At 68.4% G+C, this 19,284-nt stretch carries 18 protein-coding genes, 2 pseudogenes and 1 riboswitch; of the genes and pseudogenes, 11 read left to right on the plus strand and 9 right to left on the minus strand.

What is annotated here, in order from left to right; genetic code table 11:
- Positions 1-71 precede the first annotated feature (71 nt).
- The 4 genes from ftsZ to thiC all read left to right on the plus strand — a co-directional run bounded on the left by ftsZ (position 72) and on the right by thiC (position 4,707).
- On the plus strand, positions 72-1,298 hold the full coding sequence (ftsZ, locus tag AVHM3334_RS13420) for a cell division protein FtsZ (RefSeq protein ID WP_092741822.1): 1,227 nt from the start codon (positions 72-74) through the stop codon (positions 1,296-1,298).
- 144 nt (positions 1,299-1,442) lie between these two features.
- Positions 1,443-2,366, plus strand: coding sequence for a UDP-3-O-acyl-N-acetylglucosamine deacetylase (gene lpxC / locus AVHM3334_RS13425; protein WP_284412993.1), 924 nt, complete (start codon positions 1,443-1,445; stop codon positions 2,364-2,366).
- A 28-nt stretch (positions 2,367-2,394) separates the two neighbouring features.
- A complete protein-coding gene (locus AVHM3334_RS13430; RefSeq protein WP_175537689.1) occupies positions 2,395-2,571 on the plus strand; it encodes a hypothetical protein in 177 nt (58 codons plus the stop codon).
- Positions 2,572-2,607: 36 nt separating this feature from the next.
- A riboswitch (TPP riboswitch) is annotated at positions 2,608-2,731 on the plus strand.
- A gap of 113 nt (positions 2,732-2,844) precedes the next feature.
- Positions 2,845-4,707: a phosphomethylpyrimidine synthase ThiC gene (gene thiC / locus AVHM3334_RS13435; protein ID WP_284412997.1), complete on the plus strand. Its 1,863-nt coding sequence runs from the start codon at positions 2,845-2,847 to the stop codon at positions 4,705-4,707.
- Positions 4,708-4,755: 48 nt separating this feature from the next.
- Here thiC and AVHM3334_RS13440 read toward each other — a convergent pair.
- A pseudogene (locus AVHM3334_RS13440) lies at positions 4,756-5,217 on the minus strand (methyl-accepting chemotaxis protein); the annotation flags it as partial.
- On the opposite strand from AVHM3334_RS13440, the pseudogene AVHM3334_RS13445 reads away from it, so the two are divergent.
- Positions 5,212-5,643, plus strand: a pseudogene (locus AVHM3334_RS13445) (methyl-accepting chemotaxis protein); the annotation flags it as partial. The pseudogenes AVHM3334_RS13440 and AVHM3334_RS13445 sit on opposite strands and share 6 nt — an antisense overlap.
- A gap of 233 nt (positions 5,644-5,876) precedes the next feature.
- A complete protein-coding gene (locus AVHM3334_RS13450) occupies positions 5,877-6,419 on the plus strand; it encodes an RcnB family protein (RefSeq protein ID WP_502869909.1) in 543 nt (180 codons plus the stop codon).
- 56 nt (positions 6,420-6,475) lie between these two features.
- On the opposite strand, the gene ruvC is transcribed toward AVHM3334_RS13450, so the two are convergent.
- The 3 genes from ruvC to AVHM3334_RS13465 are packed head-to-tail and all read right to left on the minus strand — an operon-like array spanning position 6,476 to position 8,977.
- On the minus strand, positions 6,476-7,024 hold the full coding sequence (gene ruvC, locus AVHM3334_RS13455; RefSeq protein ID WP_284413000.1) for a crossover junction endodeoxyribonuclease RuvC: 549 nt from the start codon (positions 7,022-7,024) through the stop codon (positions 6,476-6,478).
- Positions 7,025-7,082: 58 nt separating this feature from the next.
- The gene (locus tag AVHM3334_RS13460) at positions 7,083-8,087 is read right to left on the minus strand and encodes a phosphatidate cytidylyltransferase (protein WP_284413002.1); all 1,005 of its coding nucleotides are present in this window, start codon (positions 8,085-8,087) and stop codon (positions 7,083-7,085) included.
- A 2-nt stretch (positions 8,088-8,089) separates the two neighbouring features.
- Entirely contained in the window at positions 8,090-8,977 is an 888-nt protein-coding gene (locus tag AVHM3334_RS13465) for a lysophospholipid acyltransferase family protein (protein WP_284413003.1), read from the minus strand.
- Between the two features lie 227 nt (positions 8,978-9,204).
- On the opposite strand from AVHM3334_RS13465, the gene AVHM3334_RS13470 reads away from it, so the two are divergent.
- The 4 genes from AVHM3334_RS13470 (at position 9,205) to AVHM3334_RS13485 (ending at position 12,210) form a co-directional block, all read left to right on the plus strand.
- Positions 9,205-10,200, plus strand: coding sequence for a Bug family tripartite tricarboxylate transporter substrate binding protein (locus AVHM3334_RS13470; protein ID WP_284413005.1), 996 nt, complete (start codon positions 9,205-9,207; stop codon positions 10,198-10,200).
- Entirely contained in the window at positions 10,197-10,556 is a 360-nt protein-coding gene (locus AVHM3334_RS13475; protein WP_284413006.1) for a cupin domain-containing protein, read from the plus strand. The genes AVHM3334_RS13470 and AVHM3334_RS13475 overlap by 4 nt, the downstream gene beginning before the upstream one ends.
- Positions 10,553-11,344: an HpcH/HpaI aldolase family protein gene (locus tag AVHM3334_RS13480; protein WP_284413008.1), complete on the plus strand. Its 792-nt coding sequence runs from the start codon at positions 10,553-10,555 to the stop codon at positions 11,342-11,344. Before AVHM3334_RS13475 ends, AVHM3334_RS13480 begins: the two co-directional genes overlap by 4 nt.
- 68 nt (positions 11,345-11,412) lie before the next feature.
- Complete coding sequence (locus AVHM3334_RS13485) at positions 11,413-12,210, plus strand: IclR family transcriptional regulator domain-containing protein (protein WP_284413010.1); 798 nt, start codon at positions 11,413-11,415, stop codon at positions 12,208-12,210.
- 54 nt (positions 12,211-12,264) lie between these two features.
- Here the strand turns inward: AVHM3334_RS13485 and mtgA are convergent, their stop codons facing one another.
- From mtgA to AVHM3334_RS13505, 4 genes are all read right to left on the minus strand, one after another.
- On the minus strand, positions 12,265-12,999 hold the full coding sequence (gene mtgA / locus AVHM3334_RS13490; RefSeq protein ID WP_284413011.1) for a monofunctional biosynthetic peptidoglycan transglycosylase: 735 nt from the start codon (positions 12,997-12,999) through the stop codon (positions 12,265-12,267).
- 7 nt (positions 13,000-13,006) lie between these two features.
- Positions 13,007-13,858, minus strand: a complete 852-nt coding sequence (gene aroE / locus AVHM3334_RS13495) for a shikimate dehydrogenase (RefSeq protein WP_284413013.1) — start codon at positions 13,856-13,858, stop codon at positions 13,007-13,009.
- A 65-nt stretch (positions 13,859-13,923) separates the two neighbouring features.
- Complete coding sequence (locus AVHM3334_RS13500; protein WP_284413015.1) at positions 13,924-14,784, minus strand: energy transducer TonB; 861 nt, start codon at positions 14,782-14,784, stop codon at positions 13,924-13,926.
- Positions 14,781-16,871, minus strand: a complete 2,091-nt coding sequence (locus AVHM3334_RS13505) for a ribonuclease catalytic domain-containing protein (RefSeq protein ID WP_284413017.1) — start codon at positions 16,869-16,871, stop codon at positions 14,781-14,783. Before AVHM3334_RS13505 ends, AVHM3334_RS13500 begins: the two co-directional genes overlap by 4 nt.
- 137 nt (positions 16,872-17,008) lie before the next feature.
- Between AVHM3334_RS13505 and AVHM3334_RS13510 the strand changes: the two genes are divergently transcribed.
- Positions 17,009-18,598, plus strand: a complete 1,590-nt coding sequence (locus tag AVHM3334_RS13510) for a PglL family O-oligosaccharyltransferase (RefSeq protein WP_284413019.1) — start codon at positions 17,009-17,011, stop codon at positions 18,596-18,598.
- A 9-nt stretch (positions 18,599-18,607) separates the two neighbouring features.
- On the opposite strand, the gene AVHM3334_RS13515 is transcribed toward AVHM3334_RS13510, so the two are convergent.
- Positions 18,608-19,195, minus strand: coding sequence for a YqiA/YcfP family alpha/beta fold hydrolase (locus AVHM3334_RS13515; RefSeq protein ID WP_284413021.1), 588 nt, complete (start codon positions 19,193-19,195; stop codon positions 18,608-18,610).
- Between the last annotated feature and the right edge of the window lie 89 nt (positions 19,196-19,284).

Here is a 19,284-nt window from a genome sequence, read left to right on the forward strand (position 1 = left end):
TCGCAACCCATTTCAACCATCCAGCCTTTTTGGCCCCATGCAATTCACGTGAAAGACTAGGAGCACCCACCATGACCATCGAAATGATCGAAGCCGAAGAATTCAATCAGGGCACCCAGATCAAGGTGATCGGTGTCGGCGGCGGCGGCGGCAATGCCGTGGCCCACATGATCGCGCGCAATGTCCAGGGCGTGGAGTTCGTCTGCGCCAACACCGACGCTCAGGCCCTCACGCGCAGCCCCGCGCACCGCACCATCCAGCTGGGCGGCAGCGGCCTGGGCGCAGGCAGCAAGCCCGACAAGGGCCGCGACGCTGCCGAGGCGGCCGTCGAAGACATCCGCAGCGCCATCGCCGGCGCGCACATGCTGTTCATCACCGCCGGCATGGGTGGCGGCACGGGCACGGGCGCCGCGCCCGTGATCGCGCGCGTCGCCAAGGAAATGGGCATTCTCACCGTGGGCGTGGTCACCAAGCCCTTCGACTGGGAAGGCGGCCGCCGCATGGCCAATGCCGACAACGGCCTGGCCGAGCTGGAAGCCAACGTCGATTCGCTGATCGTCGTGCTCAACGAGAAGCTGCTGGAAGTGCTGGGCGACGACATCACCCAGGACGAAGCCTTCGCGCACGCCAACGACGTGCTGAAGAACGCCGTGGGCGGCATCGCTGAAATCATCAACGAATACGGCCACGTCAACGTCGACTTCGAAGACGTGCGCACCGTGATGGGCGAGCCCGGCAAGGCCATGATGGGCACCGCCACGGCAGCCGGCCCGGACCGCGCACGCATCGCCGCCGAACAGGCCGTGGCCTGCCCGCTGCTGGAAGGCATCGACCTGTCGGGCGCCAAGGGCGTGCTGGTGCTGGTGACGGCGGCCAAGGGGAGCCTCAAGCTGTCCGAGTCGCGCCTGGCGATGAGCACCATCAATGCCTACGCCTCGCCGGATGCGCACGTGATCTACGGCGCCGCCTACGACGACAGCCTGGGCGAGGAAATCCGCGTGACCGTGGTGGCCACCGGCCTGTCGCGCCAGAACGCACGCCGCCAGCCCATCTCGGTGGTGCAGGGCGGCCTGCGCACCGGCACGGACAACGTGGCCTACCAGATGCCCATCGCCGGCGCGACGCTGGGCGGTGGCCTGGTCGGCGCGGGCTCGGCGCAAGCGGACTACGGCAACATGTCGGTGCCCAGCGTGTGGCGCACCAACCGCACGCAGGCGGCAGCCCGTGTGGACGCGCTGTCTTCCGGCGGCATGGACGACCTGGAAATCCCCGCATTCCTGCGCAAGCAGGCCGACTGACCGGGAGGGCCGCCCGGCCTTTCTTGTTCACACAACCGCCGCCCTTCGCAAGGGGCCGGCGGTTTTTTTACACCCCGCCTGGCCTATCACCTTCATAGATGCGGGGATGCCCCACGATGGTGCCCACCCCTCTAAAATCGCCCGATGCTCCAGCAACGCACGATCAAGACCCTGACCCGCGCCGTCGGCGTAGGCCTGCACAGCGGACAGCGCGTCGAATTGACGCTGCGCCCGGCACAGCCCGACACGGGCATCGTGTTCCGCCGGGTGGATCTGCCGGAGCCGGTGGACATTCCGATCACCGCCATGGCCGTGGTGGACACGCGCATGGCGTCCACCATCGGCGTGGGCAGTGCCAAGGTGCACACGGTGGAGCACCTCATGTCCGCGTGTGCCGGCCTGGGGCTGGACAATCTCTACATCGACATCACGGCCGAAGAGGTGCCCATCCTCGACGGGTCTTCGGCCTCGTTCGTGTTCCTGCTGCAGAGCGCGGGCGTGGAGCTGCAAAAGGCCCCCAAGCGTTTCATCCGCGTGATTCGGCCGGTCGAGGTGCGGGAAGGCACCGGTGCCAACACCAAGTGGGCGCGGCTCGATCCCTACCATGGCTACAAGCTGCGCTTCGAGATCGACTTCGCGCACCCGGCGGTCGATTCGACCGGGCAGAGCGTGGAGTTCGACCTGGGGCAGGGCAACTACACCCGCGACATCGCGCGCGCACGCACCTTCGGTTTCACCAAGGACGTGGAGATGATGCGGGCGAGCGGGCTGGCGCTGGGCGGCGGGCTCGACAACGCCATCGTCATGGATGACTACAAGGTGCTCAACAGCGATGGTCTTCGCTACGACGACGAGTTCGTCAAGCACAAGATTCTCGATGCCATCGGCGACCTGTACCTCGTGGGCAAGCCGCTGCTGGCCGCCTACAGCGCTTTCCGCTCGGGCCATGCGATGAACAACCTGCTGCTGCGCGAACTGCTCTCGCAAAAGGACGCCTGGGAAATCGCCACGTTCGAGAACGAGCGCCAGGCGCCGGCCGGCTTCGCGCAGCCGGTGGCTGCGTGGTAGGCCCGAGCAACGACGGTTCGGGTTCGGCATGCTGATCTTTCGCTGGCTGGCGACCTTGCTGCTGCTCATGGCGGCCGTGTCGTTCGCGTTCTACGTGGGCACGGGGCAGGCGCGCTACAAGCGCTGGGGCCTCATCATCCTCAAGTGGACGGTGATCGCCGCGTTCGTGTTCTTCGCCGTGCTCATCCTGGGGCGCATCGCTTGAACGGACTGGAGCGCGCCGGGGTGCTGGCCTATACTGGCGCCTGCTCCGGGGTGTGCTGATGCGCTGAGATGCGGGCGGCCTGACGAATGTCAGGCTGGCTTGCGAACCCGACGAACTTGATCCGGTTCATACCGGCGGAAGAAGAGCCGACCTCCCGTGACCGTGCCCGCACCCGCGTGGCACGCACCGCTTCAACAGGCGCCGTGCGCCTGTTCCGGCGCAGGTCCATTTCCGGAGCAGCCCCACCGCCCCCGGAAACAGGAGACCTGCCCCATGAACGCACCCGAACCCCTCGCCCGCGAAAAATTCGCCGAACTGCTCGCACTCACCCGCGAGCCCTTTCCCGCATCGCGAAAGGCCTATCTGCCCGGCCACACGCACGCGGACGTGCGCGTGCCGGTGCGCGACATCGCACTCACCAACGGCGAGCAGGTCAGCGTGTACGACACCTCGGGGCCGTACACCGACCCCGAGGCCGTGATCGACGTGCGCCAGGGCCTGGCCAGCGTGCGCGGCGGCTGGATCGCAGCGCGGGGCGATGTGGAGCACTACGAGGGCCGCGCGCCCGTGGCGCTCGATGACGGCCAAAAGAGCGAAGACGCGGCCCGTCTGGCCCAGTTGCGCGCCGAGGCCGCCGCGCTGCAGCGCCGGCCGCTGCGCGCCAAGAGCGGCGCCAACGTGACGCAGATGCACTACGCACGCCGCGGCATCGTCACCCCCGAGATGGAATACGTCGCCATCCGCGAGAACGGCCGCCGCGAATGGATGGAGCAGTACATGCAGGACGCCGGCCGCGAGCAACGGCTGATCGGCAACCCCATGGGCGCCAGCATTCCCAAGATCATCACGCCCGAGTTTGTGCGCGACGAAGTGGCCCGTGGCCGCGCGATCATTCCCGCCAACATCAACCACCCCGAAGTGGAGCCGATGGCCATCGGGCGCAACTTCAAGGTCAAGATCAACGCCAACATCGGCAACTCGGCCGTCACCTCCAGCATCGAGGAAGAAGTGGAAAAGCTGGTGTGGGCCATCCGCTGGGGCGCCGACAACGTGATGGACCTCTCCACCGGCAAGGCCATCCACACCACGCGCGACTGGATCGTGCGCAACTCGCCGGTGCCCATCGGCACGGTGCCGATCTACCAGGCGCTGGAGAAGGTCGGCGGCGTGGCCGAGGACCTCACCTGGGCCATCTTCCGCGATACGCTCATCGAGCAGGCGGAGCAGGGCGTGGACTACTTCACCATCCACGCGGGCGTGCGGCTGGCCTACATCCACCTCACGGCCCAGCGCCGCACCGGCATCGTCTCGCGCGGGGGCTCCATCATGGCCAAGTGGTGCATGGCGCACCACAAGGAGAGCTTCCTGTACGAGCACTTCGAGGACATCTGCGACATCATGAAGGCGTACGACGTGTCGTTCAGCCTGGGCGACGGCCTGCGCCCCGGCTGCGCGTCCGACGCCAACGACGAGGCGCAGTTCGCCGAACTGCACACGCTGGGCGAACTCACGCAGACGGCCTGGAAGCACGACGTACAGACCATGATCGAAGGCCCGGGCCACGTGCCCATGCACCTGATCCAGGCCAACATGAACGAGCAGCTCAAGACCTGCCACGAAGCGCCTTTCTACACGCTGGGCCCGCTGACCATCGACATCGCCCCGGGCTACGACCACATCGCCAGCGCCATCGGCGCGGCCATGATCGGCTGGATGGGCACAGCCATGCTTTGCTACGTGACGCCCAAGGAACACCTGGGGCTGCCCGACCGCGACGACGTCAAGCAGGGAATCATCGCCTACAAGATCGCGGCGCACGCGGCCGACGTGGCCAAGGGGCACCCCGGTGCCCGCGCGCGCGACGACGCGCTGAGCCAGGCGCGTTTCGATTTCCGCTGGCAGGACCAGTTCAACCTGGGCCTCGACCCGGAGACGGCCAAGGAATACCACGACGAGACGCTGCCCAAGGACAGCGCCAAGGTGGCGCACTTCTGCTCGATGTGCGGCCCCAAGTTCTGCTCGATGAAGATCACCCAGGAAGTGCGTGAATTCGCTGCCAAGGGCCTGCAGGAAAAGGCGGTGGAGTTTCGCGGCACGGGCGGCGAGCTGTACGTGCCGATCCAGCCGGTGGCTTGAACCGCCTTCGATCGGTCGCGCCGCCTGGCTGGGCGGCGCGCGAGCCGCTCAGGCGTGCGTCAGTCGCAATCGCATGGCGGGCGCTGGCGCCGACGGGTGAGCGGCCCGCGGCGTTGCTTCGCCGCTGCCGGCGGACTGCGGCAGCGCAAACTGGCTGATCACCGCCGACAGGTCATGCGCCTGGCCGCGCAGGCTTGCCGCGGCGGCGGCGGATTGCTCCACCAGGGCGGCGTTTTGCTGCGTCATCTCGTCGATGCGCGACATGGCGGCGTGGATGGCGGCGATGTCCTGGTTCTGCGACTGGGTGTGGCTGCGGATCTCGCCCATGGTCTGCGCGGTGTTCTGGATGGTGGAGACCACGCGTTCCATCGTGCGGCCCGCGTGCCCGGCCAGGCTGGCGCCCGAGGCCACCTGCTGCACCGACTCGGCGATCAGCGCCTTGATCTCGCGCGCGGCCTCGGCCGAGCGGTTGGCCAGGCTGCGCACTTCGCTGGCCACCACGGCGAAGCCGCCAAGGAGATCAAGGGCCTCATCGGTTCATCGGTGGACCGTGTCGAAGACGGCTCGCGGCTGGTGACCGAAGCCGGCGCCACCATGAACGAGATCGTGGGCAGCGTGCGCCGCGTGTCGGACATCATTTCCGAGATCACCGCGGCGTCGTCCGAGCAGAGCGACAACATCGGGCAGATCAGCCAGTCCGTGAGCCAGCTCGACCAGATGACGCAGCAGAACGCGGCCCTGGTGGAGCAGTCCACGGCCGCCTCGGAATCGCTGCGCGACCAGGCCAATCAGCTCACGCAGGCGGTGAGCCAGTTCAAGCTGAGCGATGCGGACGCGGTGCGGCCTCTCGCAACGGGCGAAGGCGTGAGCGCGAGCGTGGCCCGCACCCGTGCGGTGCCGGCCGTCAAGCAAGCCTCGGCGCTGCAATTGCGCTGAGGCACCTGCGCGTGCGCCTGCGGGCGGATGCATCTGGTTGCGCGTGTGCGCCGCTTGCAAACCTGTGCCAACGCCGGGAAAACCTCTGGTAAAGCAAGGGTTGCCGAAGGAGAAAACCGCGCGAATTGCGGCACCATGCGGGCATGTTCAACCTTTTCGAAGGGCTTGAAATGTCGCGAGACGCTTCGATCCTGAATGACTCCCGCGGCCTGTCCGCCGCAGAGACCGCCTCGATGGCTTCCCCCTCCCGTCGTCTGCAGGGCCTGGCGGCGGCCTGCGTTGCCTTCCTCATGGGCGCCGCTTCGCTGGGCGCCGAGGCCCAGCCCCGCGACGACCGGCACGAGCAGCGCCATGGCCAGCGCCACGGCGACCACCGCGATCGCGACCGGGGCCGGGACGACGGCCGCCATGGCGACCGCCGGTATGAAGGCCCCCGACACGACGACCGGCGCGGCCCGCCGGGCTACCGGCATCCCGGTCCGCCACCGCACGCCTACCAGGGCGGCCCCGCCTATCGCCCCGGTCCGCCCATGGTGCATCCGGGCCACCGCCCGCCGCCGCCGATGTACGGGCACCGGGGCGTGGGGCCCCAGCACGACTGGTACCGCGGCAGCCGCGTGCCGCCCATGTACCGCTCGCACCATTACGTGGTCAACAACTGGCGCCACCACCACCTCGCGGCGCCGCCGCGCGGCTACCACTGGGTGCAGAACGGGCCGGACTATCTGCTGATCGCCATCGGTACCGGGGTGATCGCGCAGATCGTCTTCCAGTAGGGCGAGAGGGCAGCGGCCCCGGAGCGGGCGGGGCGCCCTTCGCGCAGCGCTTGCGGTCAGTAGCTCCGGCCGCCCTTGTACATGGCGTGCTGGCGCCGGTTGAGCGTGGCCGCCTCGCCCAGGCGGGCCATGGCGGCTCCGGCGTGCGCGTGGGTGATGGCCATGCCCAGCGCGTCGGCCGCATCGGAGCCGGGCAGGCCGGGCAACTGCAGGAGGCGCCGCACCATCTCCTGCACCTGCGTCTTGGCCGCTCGGCCGTGGCCGACCACGGCTTTCTTCATCTGCAGCGCGGTGTACTCGGCCACCGGCAGATGGCTGGCCACCAGCGCGGTGATGCACGCACCCCTGGCCTGTCCCAGCAGCAAGGTGGACTGGGGGTTCACGTTCACGAAGACGATCTCCACCGTGGCCACGTCGGGCTGGTAGCGCGCCGCGACTTCGGTGATGCCGTCGAACAGCACTTTCAACCGCCCAGGCAGATCGCCCAGCGCCAGCGCCGTGGTGCGGATCGTCCCGCTGGCGACGTAGCTCAGCGCGTGGCCGTCCATGTCCACCACGCCGAAGCCGGTGGTCTGCAGGCCGGGGTCGATTCCCAGGATTCTCATGTGCTCACTTATTGATAGCTGTCACCGCAATGGATACGGCGGCAGTGGTCGATTCGACCTATAAACCGAAGTACCAGCGCACGGAGTGGAAAAACACCGGCGCCGCAAAGCACAGCGCGTCCACCCGGTCCAGCAGGCCGCCCGCGCCGGTGACCGACTGGCCCTGCATGCCCCAGCTCCTGATGCCGCGGTCGCGCTTGAGGGCTTTCATCACCAGATGCCCCAGGCTGCCCGCCAGGCAGGCCAGCAGCGCCATGCCCAGCGCCTGGCCCGGCTTGAACGGCGTGATGAACGACAGCATGACGCCCGCCACGCCGCCCACCGCGACGCCGCTGGCCCAGCTCAGCCATTGAAAGCTCTGGCTCACCTGCGGCGCCACGGGCCGGTGCGGAAATTTTCGACCCAGCAGATGCTGGGCGATCACGCCGGCCTGCACCACCACCACCAGGAAGAATACGAGGAACGCGCCCTTGCCCTCGTAGCCCGGAAAGTCGAGCAGCAGCAGCGCGGGCACATGGCTCATGCCGTACACGCACACCATGATTCCCCACTGCAGCTTGGCGTTGCGCTCCAGGAAGCGCTCGGGATCGTTGGCCAGCGCGCTGGCCACCGGCAACGCCAGAAACACATAGACGGGAATGAACACCGTGAACAGATCGAACTTGCGCGTGCCCACGATGATGAACTGCAGCGGCAGCACCACGAAGAAAGCCAGGACCAGGCTGCGGTGGTCGCCCCGCCGCGTGGGCGATAGCGTGATGAACTCGCGCAGCGCGAAGAACGCCACGATGGCGAACAGCACCGTGGCCACTGCATCGCCCAGCGCCCAGCCGATCCAGAACACCGTGGCCATGAACCACGAGGTTTTCAGCAAGCTCCAAAAACGCCGCCATTCCTGCTGGTGCGCTTCGTGTTCGGCCTGGTCGTGCTCGTCGGTGCTGCGCGCCTCGCGCAGCGTCTGGAAGAACGCATACAGCGTGACCAGCGACAGCAGGCCGAACATCGCGATGAACAGCGCGCCGATCTGCTGCGTGGTGGTGAGATTGCGAAGGAAGTCGTTCATCCTCAGAGCTCCCGCAGCGCGATGACGGCGCGGCGTGCGCGGTCCAGGAACGGGCGGCGCTCTTCGCCGGGCTCGACCTGGATGGGCGCGCCGAAGGTCACCGAGCACAGGATGGGCACCGGCACCACTTCGCCCTTGGGCATGACGCGCTGCACGTTGTGGATCCAGGCCGGCACCAGCACCGCCTGCGGGAACATCAGCGCCAGCTTGTACAGGCCCGACTTGAACGGTTGCGGCTCATCGCCTTGGCCGCGCGTGCCTTCGGGAAAGATCACGATCGAGTCGCCGCTCTCAAGGGCCCGTACCAGCGGGGCCAGCGGATCGTCGGGCGCCAGCGCATCGCGCAGGGCTTGCGCGTCGAGGACCGGAGCGTCTGAAGCCGCACCGGACGCGGGCGCCGGCTCGGCCGCATGCGTCATGTCGGGCAGCGCGGAGGGGGCGGCGGGCGCGGCAGGCATTTCGGCCGCCACAAATCCGGACAACGGAATCTGCTCGCCTTCCGCCGGGTTTGGGGTGCCCAAAGGCGCCGCGATCCCGGGCGAGTCGAGCGACGGCTCCACCCTGACGGCCTCGACCGGCGCCGCGGCCGCGGCTGCGGCCGGCGGGGTGCCCGACTGGCGATCGACATACACCGCGTTGAACACGGCCGTGGTGATCCATTGCCTAAACGGCGTCTTGGTCCAGTAGTCCTTGGCGGCGATGGGGCGCGTGATGCTGCGCAGCTCCTGCGGCAGGGCCGCCCAGATCATCACCAGGTCGGCGTGGCTCTGGTGGTTGGCGAAATAGATGCGTTGCTCCGCCTTGGGCGGGCAGCCGTACCAGCGGGCCTGGGAGCCGGTCAGAAAGCGCACCAGTCCCAGGAGGAAAAGGCTCATCAACTTGGAAAGCATGGCGGCCATGATACGGGCGCAGAAAAGGGCCGCCGCAATGGCCGAGCCCGGGTGCGCGCTACGGCTGAACAGACGCCGCCACGGTTTTTCCGCATCGGGCTGAAATTCCATTCTGCAAGGCGGAATTTTTCAAGTTCGCGCTTTTCTTTCATTAGGGCACTTCTAGACTATCCGTACCGTTCGAAAGCGGTTGGGTTTTCCATCTACAAGAAATAAGGGGGTTTTCCATGAATTTTTCGACCACGCGCCGCAAGGCACTGGTTCTGGGCCTATCGGGCGCCTTGCCCTTCGGGGCGCAGGCGCAGGGAGCCCCTTCTTCGACGGCCGACTACCCCTCGCATCCCGTGCGCCTGATCGTGCCGTTCGCACCCGGCGGCTCGACCGACATCCTCGGCCGCCTGCTGTCGAAGCATTTGTTTCCAGCCAGCGGCCAGCCCATGGTGGTGGAAAACATGGCCGGTGCGGGCGGCAATCTGGGCGCGTCGCTGGTGGCCCGCTCTCCGGCCGACGGCTACACGCTGGAGATCGGCGCCATGTCCACGCATGCCATGAACGGCAGCCTGTACAAGCAATTGCCCTTCGACCCGATGAACGATTTCGATACCGTGGCCATGCTGGCCTACGCGATCAACGTCATCGCCGTTGCGCCCAGCGTGCCCGCGCGCAACTTCGCCGAACTGCTGGACTACATCCGCGCCAATCCGGGCAAGCTCAACTACGCCTCGGGCGGCATCGGCACGCACAACCATCTCACGCTCGCGCTGCTGGCGAAGACCGCGCAACTGGACATCGTTCACGTGCCCTACAAAGGGGGTGGCCCCGCCGTCGCCGCGCTGTTGCAGGGTGAATGCCAGATGTTCGCGGGCGGCGCCTCGCTGCTGCTGCCGCATGCGCAGGCCGGCAAGGTACGCCTGATCGCCGTGACCGAAAAGACCCGCTCCGACCTGCTGCCCGATGTGCCCAGCGCGTCCGAAACGCTCAAGGGTTTCGAGGTCACCAACTGGTATGGCGTGTTCGCGCCCAAGGGGCTCGATCCGGCGCGCCGTGCCGTGATCAATCACGAAATCAACCGGGTGACGGGCCTGCCCGAAGTGGCCGAACGGCTCAAGGGTCTGGGCATGGTGCGCGCGCCCGTCGATCCGGTTCAGTTGCGCGAGATCCTGCAGGCTGACTACCGGCTGTGGTCCTCCACCGTCAAGTCGCTGGGAATCGCCTCCGAATGAATACCCCACACCCCCTGTCCGGGGCGCTGAACAGCGTCGACTGGAGTGCCTTGGAATGGACGCCCGTGCGCCGCGGCATCGAGCGCAAGGCGTTCGGCAGCGAGCACGTCACGCTCGCGCTGCACCGGCTGATGCCGGGGCACGAGCCGCGTCCGCACTCCCATCCCCATGAGCAGGTGGTGTACATCCTTTCGGGCCAGATCGACTTTTTCATCGACCAGCAGGTCAAGCGCCTCGGCCCCGGGGGACTGCTGGTGATTCCGCCCAACGTCCAGCACTACGGGGTGGTCGTGGGCGACGAGCCGGTGCTCAATCTCGACGTTTTCACGCCCGCGCGCCCGGAATACCTGGCATGAGCGGCGCCCCCCAAGGCGCTGGCGACGGCCGTTCCCTGCGCGAACGGCTTGTGGCGGGCGAGCCTTTGTTCTCGACCTTCGTCAAGACGACCTCGCACCAGACGGTGGAGGTGCTCGCCGCCACGGGCCTCGATACCCTGGTGCTCGACGCCGAGCACGCACCGTTCGGCCCCGAGAGCCTGGACCGCAGCCTGCTCGCCGCGCGCGCCTGCGGCCTTCCCGTGCTCGTGCGCGTGCCGTACCCGCGCGGCGCGGCCATCCAGCAGGCGCTGGACATGGGGGCTGCCGGGGTGATGGTGCCGCACGTGGACTCCGCCGCCGTTGCACTCGACGTGGTGCGCGCGGCGCGGTATGGCGGCACCCGTGGTTATTCCGCTTCGCCGCGCGCCGGAGGCTATGGCCAGCGCGGCATGGCCGAGCATCTGCGCCTGAGCGACGCGCATACCGCCGTTCTCGTGCAGATCGAAAGCGGGCAGGCCGTGGCGCAGGCGCGAGAGATCGCGGCCGTGCCCGGTGTCGACTGCCTGTTCATCGGCCCTGCCGATCTCGCCGTATCGATCGGGGCCGACAGCCCGACCGATCCGCGCGTGACCGAGGCGGTGGCCCAGGTGTGCGAAGCGGGGCGCCAGGCACGTTGTGCCGTAGGCTGCTTCGTGTCCGATGTGCGTCAGGTGACTAGCCTGCGTGCGCTGGGCGTCGCGTTCTTCGTCGTCGGCTCCGACCAGGCGCTCTTGCGTGCCGCGGCACGGCAGGCGATGGCGGGAGCGCTTGAATCCATGGCGGCATAGGCTGCGTACCGCTGATTGCGTAGTGCGCACGTGCGCCATACTGCCCAACCCGAGACCGAGAGAGAAACATGAGTACCGAAGTCCGTTCCGTGCAGCGTGCGCTGCTCATCCTTCGCGTGATGAACGAGCGATCCACCTGGAGCCTGCAGGAACTGCACCAGCGCACCGGCCTGGCCAAGTCCACGCTGCACCGGCTGCTGAGCACGCTGGAGTCCGAGAAATACGTGCGCAGCGATCCGCACGCCTACGGCCAATACCAGCTCACGCTGGCCGTGGGCAACCTCAGCAGCGGCATCAACGAAAAGCTGCGCCTGGCCGAAGTGGCCGCGCCGCTCATGATCTCCACCACGCGCCAGATCAAGTGGCCGCTGTCGCTGGGCGTCATCGAGGGGCACCAGATCCGCGTGGTGTTCTGCACCATGCCTTACAGCCCCTACGCCATCCGGCCCTCCAGCCTGGGGCGCCGCTACGAGCTGATTCCCTCGGCGCTGGGCCGCACCTACCTGTCGTTCTGCAGCCGCGCCGAGCGCCGCATCCTGGTGGAGTCGGCCAACCTGCACGGCGACGAGAGCCAGAAGATCACCGACCTGTGGGGCATGCGCAAGATCGTGCAGCAAACGCGGCGCCAGGGCTACGCCATTCGCCACGCCCGCAGCAACGCCGAGAGCACGGCGTTCGCCGTGCCGGTGTTCGGCGGCGGGGTGCTGCGCGGCGCCCTGGTGTATTCGACGTTCGCCAGCCAGATGGACGAGCGCATGCTCAAGCGCTTCCTGCCGCTGGTGCAGGCCACCGCGGACCGCATCGGCGAAGAGGCAGCCGTCATGCCCGGCCCGGTGGGCGACATGCTCAACGGCCCGCACGTCTGAATCCAGGCGCCTCGGCTCCGGGGCTTCTGCCCCGACCTGACCTGACCTGGGTTTCTAGGGCAGTTCGGCGGCTCCCATGCGGCCCAGGATCACGCGCGTGCGGCCGGACAGGTAGGCCGACCCCGGCGCTTTTTCAAATCGCTTGGGCTGCGGCAGCATCACCGCCAGCCGGGCCGCTTCGGCCGCGCTGAGTTTGGCGGCGCTTTTGCGAAAGTAGTGCTGCGCGGCGGCCTCGGCCCCGAACACGCCGTCCCCCCATTCCACGCTGTTCAGGTAGATCTCCAGAATGCGCTGCTTGCTCAGCAGTTGCTCCAGCGCCAGCGTGAGCACGAACTCCTGCCCCTTGCGCAGCAGCGTGCGCTCGCCCGACAACAGCAGGTTCTTGGCCAGTTGCTGCGTGATGGTGGAGCCGCCGCGGATCTTGGGGTTGCGCACGGGCCGGTCGGGCTGCGCCTCCTGGCGCTTGGCGGCCTGGGCCTCGGCGCGGGCGTTGCGCTCCCAGGCCTTTTCGATGGCGTTCCAGTCCACGCCGTCGTGGTTGACGAAACCGTCGTCCTCCGAGGCGATCACCGCGCGCTTGAGGGTGTCGGCGATCTGGCCATAGGGCACCCACTGCTGGCGCCACTGCAGCGGGCCGGGGCCGGCGATCTGAGCCCAGGCTTCGGAGCGCTGGAACGCGGTGGATTCCGGGTCGATCACCACCATGGCCGCGATGCGCCCGATGAAGAAGACCTGCAGCGCCACGAAAGCCAGCAGCACCAGCCCGATCCATCGCAGCAAGGCTTTCATGGCGGGCTCAATGGCCTGCCGCCATGGCGGCGCGCAGTTCGTCCAGCACCTGGGCCGCCGGAGGGCGCACCCCGCGCCAGAGCGCGAAGGCTTGCGCCGCCTGCTCGACCAGCATGCCCAGGCCATCGCGCGGCACGGCGCCGTGCTGGCGGGCCCAGTCCAGGAACCCTTGCGCCGCGGGGCCGTACATCATGTCGTAGGCCAGGCTGCCGGCGCGCAGCACCTGGGCCGGCACCGGAATGTCGCCACCGGCCAGGCTGCTGGCGGTGGCGTTGACGATCAGATCGAAATCGGCCTCCAGCGCATATATCTCTAGGGCATCTAGCTCTGTTTTTTGTAGCAAAGCCAGATCCGCATGCGCCTGCACCAGGGCCTGTGCTCGGGCGGCCGTGCGGTTGACCACCACGATGCGGCGCGGGCGCTCGTGCAGCAGCGGCCCCAGCACTCCGGCCGCCGCGCCGCCCGCACCCACCAGCAGCACGTCGCGGCCCGCCAGCGGCACGCCGGCGTTGCGAACGATGTCGGCCACCAGGCCCAGGCCATCGGTGTTGTCGGCGGCCACGCTGCCATCGTCGTCGAAGGTGAGCGTATTGGCCGCGCCGGCAAGCCGCACCCGTTCGCTGGCGCGGTGGGCCAGCCGGGCGGCGTCGAGCTTGAAGGGCACCGTCACATTGCAGCCGCGCCCACCGGATGCGGCGAAGTCGGCCAGGGCCTGGCCGAAGCCCTCCAGCGGCACGAGGCGGCGGGCGTACGAAATGCGCTCGCCGGTGAGTTCGGCGAATCGCGCATGGATCCAGGGCGAGCGGCTGTGCTCGACCGGGTTTCCCATCACGCAGTAGGAGTCCACGGGTGAAGTCATCGGGGTGCGTTGTGGATAAAAGGCGTTGAGTCGGCCGCAAGCGGCCCGGAGCGCGCGGACATCGATCAGCGCACGCTGGTTTCGAGGGTCTGGTCGCGCGTGAACTTGAAGCGCGACACCACGGCGATCTGGTCGGCCTTGGCCCGCATGGCCGGGCCGAATGCGCCGAACGGGCCGGCCGACCGGGCGATGGCCTGGGCGCGGTTATCGAGCAGCCGGTTGCCGGAGCCCTGCACGATCTCGGTCTCCAGCACCGTGCCGTCGTGGTTCACGGTCACGATCATCGTGAGTTCGCCGTAGAGCTTTTTGCCGCCCTGCTCGGGGAAGTTGTCGGTGCCCTTGTCCTCGATCTTGCGGCGCAGCCCGTCGTAGTACACGGCGTACACCTCCTCGCGCGTGGCGGGGCTGATGTAGCGCTTCTTGGGACGGGCGTTTTCTTCGTTGATGCGCTTTTCGATCTCGGCCAGCAGCTTGATGAGCTGGCGGCGCTTTTCTTCCTGCGCCAGGGCGTCGGCGCTCTGGCTGGGCTGGCGCGGATCGGGCACGGGCAGGGTCGCCAGTTGCTTGCGCAGCTGGGCCAGCAACTGGCTTTGCTGCTCCTGCATGGCATCGAGCTTGCGCTGGGCCTCTTCGAAGTCGTCGCCCACCGCGGTCAAAGCCGAATAGGGCAGGGGGCTGGTGGCGCGGCCCTTGGCCGCCTCGCCGCCGCCCGCCAGGGACGACTGCGCGATCGCCTGCGCCTTGTCAGGCCGCTCGTTGGACTTGGCATTCACCAGGATCACCTCCAGCGGCGTGTCCTGGAAAACGCGGTTGAAGCCTTCCGGGTCGATGAACCGCACCGACAGCAGCACCGCATGCACGGCGACGGACACGCCGAGCGCCAGCTGCAGCGTGCTGAATCGTTGGAGGAAGGCGGGCGGTTTCACGGCGCCCGATTATCCGTGCCGGGGCTCGCGCCGGCCTCGGTTTCGTTCACGTCCACCGCGATGGCGATGGGGCCCGCCACCGCTTCTTCGTCGTCCTCGCCCGCCTCGTCGCCCTGCGGCGCGGCATCGGCGCTGTCGGCCGGGCTGTCCAGGCGCTCCAGCACGGAGCCGTTCACATCGAGCGTGATCTCATCGATCTCGCCGAGCTTCACGCGCACCCGCGCTCCGCGCGGCAGGTTCTGCGCGCCCAGCACCGGCAGCACCAGCGGCAGCGCATCGGCCCGCACGAGGAAGCTGCCGCCGGGGCCTTCCTTGAACACGGTGGCCTCGATCTCGGTGATCTCGTTTTGCTGCAGGTATTGCAGCGTCCAGAAGCGCTCCATGCCGGCCTGGTAGCCGTTGTAGGCGCTGTAGGCTGCATCGAAGCTGCTGATGACCGAGAACAGGTCGGCATCCTTGGGCTTGAACGGTGCGGCCAGCGCGGCCGTGCGGCCATTGCGCACGCACGCGATGATCTGCCACTGGTTCACCAGATCGACGTAGCGGCGCAGCGGCGAGGTCGCCCAGGCGTAGCTTTTGACGCCGATGCCCGCGTGCGGCAGCGCCTTGGTGCCCATGCGCACCTTCACGCCGGGCGCCAGGCTGGCCTGACTGCGGTAGATGCCGGGCACGCCGTGGTCGGCCAGCAGGCCGCCCCAGGTGCTGTTGGCCACGATGGCGGCCTCGGCCACGATCAGGTCCAGCGGCGCGCCGCGGCGGCGCGTGGTGATCGAGACCGTCTCGCGGCCCTGCGGCTCGGCGCCGTCATTGCCGGTGAGGCGAAAGTTGTAGTCCGGCCGGTTGAAGGTCTCGGGCTTGCCCCGCACTACTTCGCGCTGGGCCTTGAGGCTCCTGGCCAGGCGATGCAAAAAAGATAGCTGCCCACGCAGGTCCAGCAAGCGCTGGGGGGCATCCGGAGCCTGAAACGACGGATCGGTCAGCCACTCTTCGGTCACGATGTGGTCGAGCTGATCGTGCCGCAGGTTCGCCACCACGGGCACGCGTTCGAGCTTCGTCTCGGTGCCGGAAATCTCCAGCGTGGCCTCGTCGATCGTGACGTACAGCGACACGGCCGGGTTGGCCCGGCCTTCGTCCAGCGTGTAGATCTTCACCACCTCGTCGGGCAGCATGGTGATCTTGTAGCCGGGCATGTACACCGTGGACAGGCGGTTGCGCCCCAGTTGGTCCAGCGGCGTGCCCGGCACGATGGCAAGGCCCGGCGCGGCGATGTGGATGCCCAGCACGACGGTGCCCGTGCCCAGGCCTTGTACCGACAGCGCATCGTCGATTTCGGTGGTCTGCGAATCGTCGATGGAATAGGCCTGCACGGGGGCCAGCGGCAGGTCTTCGGGCGGCTGCGGCGCCGTGACGGCGGGAAAGCCGGTGCCCTTCGGGAAGTTGTCGAACAGGAAGCGCTTCCAGTGGAACTGGTAGGCCGAGTCGATGGCGCCGGCCCGTTGCAGCAGCTCCAGCGGCGGCAGGTGGGTCGCGCGGCTGGCCTCCACCACGGCCTTGTACTCGGGCGCGTTCTTGTCGGGCCTGAACAGGATCTTGTACAGCTGCTCGCGGATCGGCTGCGGGCACTCGCCCCGGCCGAGTTGCTCGGCCCAGTCGGCGATCTGCTGCAGCACGAGCTTCTTCTTCTCGATGGCGGCCAGCGCCTGCTGCAGGATCTCGGCCGGAGCCTTCTTGAACCGGCCCTTGCCCGCACGGCGGAAGTAGTGCGGCGCCTCGTACAGCGCGAACAGCGCGCCGGCCTGCTGGACCAGGGTGGCGTTCTCGGAGAAATAGTCCCGTGCGAGGTCGGCGAAGCCGAATTCGTCCTCGGGGGCGAATTCCCAGGCCAGGTCGAGTTCGATCGACGCGGCCACGGCCTGCGCCTGGGCCAGCATCTCGGCTGGCGAGGGCTTTTCGAACCGGATCAGCAGGTGGGCGGCCTTGACCTTCACCCGTTTGCCCGAGTCGAGTTCGATCTGGGCTGAGCTTTCGGCCTCGGAAAGGATGCGGCCGGCGAGGAATTTGCCGGCCTCTTCAAACAGTGCATGCATGGGCCGGATTGTCCCATGGGCGCCGAAGGCCCCGGCCGGCACCCCGGACCGCGCCGCCGGGTTTTCGCCAGTCCGCAGATCCAGGCCGTGCGCCCGCCTGCCTATGATCGGGTTCTTTGCCTGCGCCGCACCCGTTCATGCCCCTGTTCAACGCCTTCGCCAGTGTGCTGGCTCTCGTGGCCGTGGCGCTGCCGTTCCTGTTCGCCCACACCCAGGCACCGCTGTCCAATTTCTGGCCCCAGATGGCATCGGCCGCCTGCGCCCTCGTGCTGGCCGGGATGGCGGTGGGTGCGGCGCAGGCGCAGCCGGCCCGGGGCGGGCTGCGCCGGTGGGCGGGCTGGGTGCTGGCCGGTGGCTTGCTGCTGGCGGCGGTGCTTGCGTCCGTGGTGGGGCTGGTGCAGTTCTTCTGGGGCGATGTGGGCGCGTCGCCCTTTATCTATCCGTCCACGCCGGGACTGGCGCTGGGAAATCTGCGCCAGCGCAACCAGCAGGCTTCGCTGCTGGCCATGGGGGCCTGGTCGCTGGCCTGGACGATGGGCCGCCTGCAGGCCGCGCTGCCGGCCATCCGCCGGCCGGCCGTTGCGGTGGCCGCTGGCGTGCTGGCCGCCTGGGCGCTGGTGCTCATCAGCGCAGCGGACGCGGCCACCGCGTCGCGCACGGGCATCCTGGAATGGGGCGTGATGCTCGGGCTGCTGGTGCTCTGGCGCCGGTCGCTGGGCGTGTTCCCGCTGGCCTTCGCGGCCACCGGCGCGATGCTTTATGCGCTGGCGGCCTGGCTGCTGCCCTGGATGCTGGAGCACTGGATGGGCGTGCAGATGGACGGGTTGTTCCAGCGGCTGGCGGACGAAGGCCAGGGCTGCGTCAGCCGCAAGGTCCTCTGGAGCAACATGCTCCACCTGATCGCGCAAAAGCCTTTCACCGGATGGGGCTGGGGCGAAATGGCCTATGCCCATTACGCCACCCTGTTCCCCGGCGAGCGCTTTTGCGTGCTGCTGGACAACGCCCACAACCTGCCGCTGCATCTGGCCGTGGAGCTGGGCTTGCCGATCACGGCGCTCCTGTGCGCGTTGGCGCTGTGGGGCGTGTGGCGCCTCTCCCCCTGGCGGGAGACCGATCCGGTGCGCCAGCTGGCCTGGGGCGTGCTGGCCATCGTCGGCGTGCACAGCCTGCTGGAGTTTCCGCTGTGGTACGGGCCGTTCCAACTGGCCACGGTGTTCGCGCTGCTGCTTTTGGTGCGCCGCGAGCGCACGGGGCCCCCTCTGCGGCCAGGCCGTGTGGGGATGGGCGCCGCAGCCCTGGCGTGCGGCGCGGCGCTGGCGCTGGGCGGGCTGCTGGTGCGGGACTACGAGCGGGTGAGCCAGCTGTACCGCGCGGTGCCCGAGCGCGATCCGGACTACCGCGAGGACACCGCGCGCAAGGTGCTCGCCAGCATTGCGTTCTTTCGGGAGACGGCCCATTTCGCCACCGTGACGACCACGCCGGTGACCGCCCAGAACGCGGCGGAGATCCATCCGCAGGCGACGCGGCTGCTGCACTATTCGCCGGAACCCCGCGTCATCGAAGCGGTGCTGGCCAGCGCGGCCCTGCTGGGGCGCCAAGCCGAGGTCGATTTCCACACCGTGCGCTATCGCGTCGCCTATCCGCAGGAATACGCGCGCTGGGCGGCCAGCCATCCGCAGGGAGGCAGTGCCGGCGCCGCGCCGCCCGCCTCGGCAGCGGCTCCTTGAGCCCGGCGCCTATGCCAGGCCGCAGAACCGCGCCACCGTGGCGATGTGCGCCGGGAAATCGCTCAGGGCATGGTCGCCGCCTTCCAGCAGCACCTGCTGCGCGGCGGGGTAGCGCCCCGACATTTCGCGCCAGTCCAGCAATTCGTCGCCTTTGGCAATGATGGCCAGTTGCGGGCCGGCGGGCGGCAGGCCCCGCACATCCAGTGCACGCAGTTCCCCGATGTATTCGGGGAGGAAGAAAAAGCGCTCTGCCGGATCGTGCCACGCGGTCTGCTCGCCGATGTAGCGCTCCAGATCGCGGGCCGGGTCCACGGCCGGGTTGAGCAGAACGCTGGGGCAGCGCGCCTGCTGCGCCACCCAGCTGGCGTAGAACCCGCCCAGCGACGACCCCACCACGGCCATCGCGCCGCGGGGCCAGTCCGCGATGCCCTGCGCCACCTGCTGCATGGCTGCGCGCGGCGAAGGCGGCAATGGCGGGCACCAAAAGTGCACGGCGGGATGGTGGGCAGCCACGTAGGCCGCCATCTGCCGGGCCTTGGCCGACTGGGGCGACGAACGGAAGCCGTGCAGATAGAGCAGATGGGTGGTGGCAGGCATGCGGGACGGTGCGGGTGGCAGGCAATGGTGCGGCAGGGCCGGGGGCCTTCGATTGTGCCGGGGCGGCGGCGCCATCGGCCGGCCGGATA

It is taken from the genome of Acidovorax sp. SUPP3334, from assembly GCF_030159055.1.
GTDB lineage: Bacteria > Pseudomonadota > Gammaproteobacteria > Burkholderiales > Burkholderiaceae_C > Paracidovorax.

Excerpts from the sequence above, each read along its gene's own strand:
- AVHM3334_RS13485 (WP_284413010.1), top strand. The coding sequence starts at position 11,413 with ATGAGTACCGAAGTCCGTTCCGTGCAGCGTGCGCTGCTCATCCTTCGC.
- AVHM3334_RS13450 (WP_502869909.1), top strand. The coding sequence starts at position 5,877 with ATGGCTTCCCCCTCCCGTCGTCTGCAGGGCCTGGCGGCGGCCTGCGTT.
- thiC (WP_284412997.1), top strand. The coding sequence starts at position 2,845 with ATGAACGCACCCGAACCCCTCGCCCGCGAAAAATTCGCCGAACTGCTC.
- AVHM3334_RS13515 (WP_284413021.1), bottom strand. The coding sequence starts at position 19,195 with ATGCCTGCCACCACCCATCTGCTCTATCTGCACGGCTTCCGTTCGTCG.
- AVHM3334_RS13510 (WP_284413019.1), top strand. The coding sequence starts at position 17,009 with ATGCCCCTGTTCAACGCCTTCGCCAGTGTGCTGGCTCTCGTGGCCGTG.
- AVHM3334_RS13480 (WP_284413008.1), top strand. The coding sequence starts at position 10,553 with ATGAGCGGCGCCCCCCAAGGCGCTGGCGACGGCCGTTCCCTGCGCGAA.
- lpxC (WP_284412993.1), top strand. The coding sequence starts at position 1,443 with ATGCTCCAGCAACGCACGATCAAGACCCTGACCCGCGCCGTCGGCGTA.
- AVHM3334_RS13465 (WP_284413003.1), bottom strand. The coding sequence starts at position 8,977 with ATGCTTTCCAAGTTGATGAGCCTTTTCCTCCTGGGACTGGTGCGCTTT.
- ruvC (WP_284413000.1), bottom strand. The coding sequence starts at position 7,024 with ATGAGAATCCTGGGAATCGACCCCGGCCTGCAGACCACCGGCTTCGGC.
- AVHM3334_RS13430 (WP_175537689.1), top strand. The coding sequence starts at position 2,395 with ATGCTGATCTTTCGCTGGCTGGCGACCTTGCTGCTGCTCATGGCGGCC.
- AVHM3334_RS13475 (WP_284413006.1), top strand. The coding sequence starts at position 10,197 with ATGAATACCCCACACCCCCTGTCCGGGGCGCTGAACAGCGTCGACTGG.
- ftsZ (WP_092741822.1), top strand. The coding sequence starts at position 72 with ATGACCATCGAAATGATCGAAGCCGAAGAATTCAATCAGGGCACCCAG.
- aroE (WP_284413013.1), bottom strand. The coding sequence starts at position 13,858 with ATGACTTCACCCGTGGACTCCTACTGCGTGATGGGAAACCCGGTCGAG.
- mtgA (WP_284413011.1), bottom strand. The coding sequence starts at position 12,999 with ATGAAAGCCTTGCTGCGATGGATCGGGCTGGTGCTGCTGGCTTTCGTG.
- AVHM3334_RS13470 (WP_284413005.1), top strand. The coding sequence starts at position 9,205 with ATGAATTTTTCGACCACGCGCCGCAAGGCACTGGTTCTGGGCCTATCG.
- AVHM3334_RS13505 (WP_284413017.1), bottom strand. The coding sequence starts at position 16,871 with ATGCATGCACTGTTTGAAGAGGCCGGCAAATTCCTCGCCGGCCGCATC.
- AVHM3334_RS13460 (WP_284413002.1), bottom strand. The coding sequence starts at position 8,087 with ATGAACGACTTCCTTCGCAATCTCACCACCACGCAGCAGATCGGCGCG.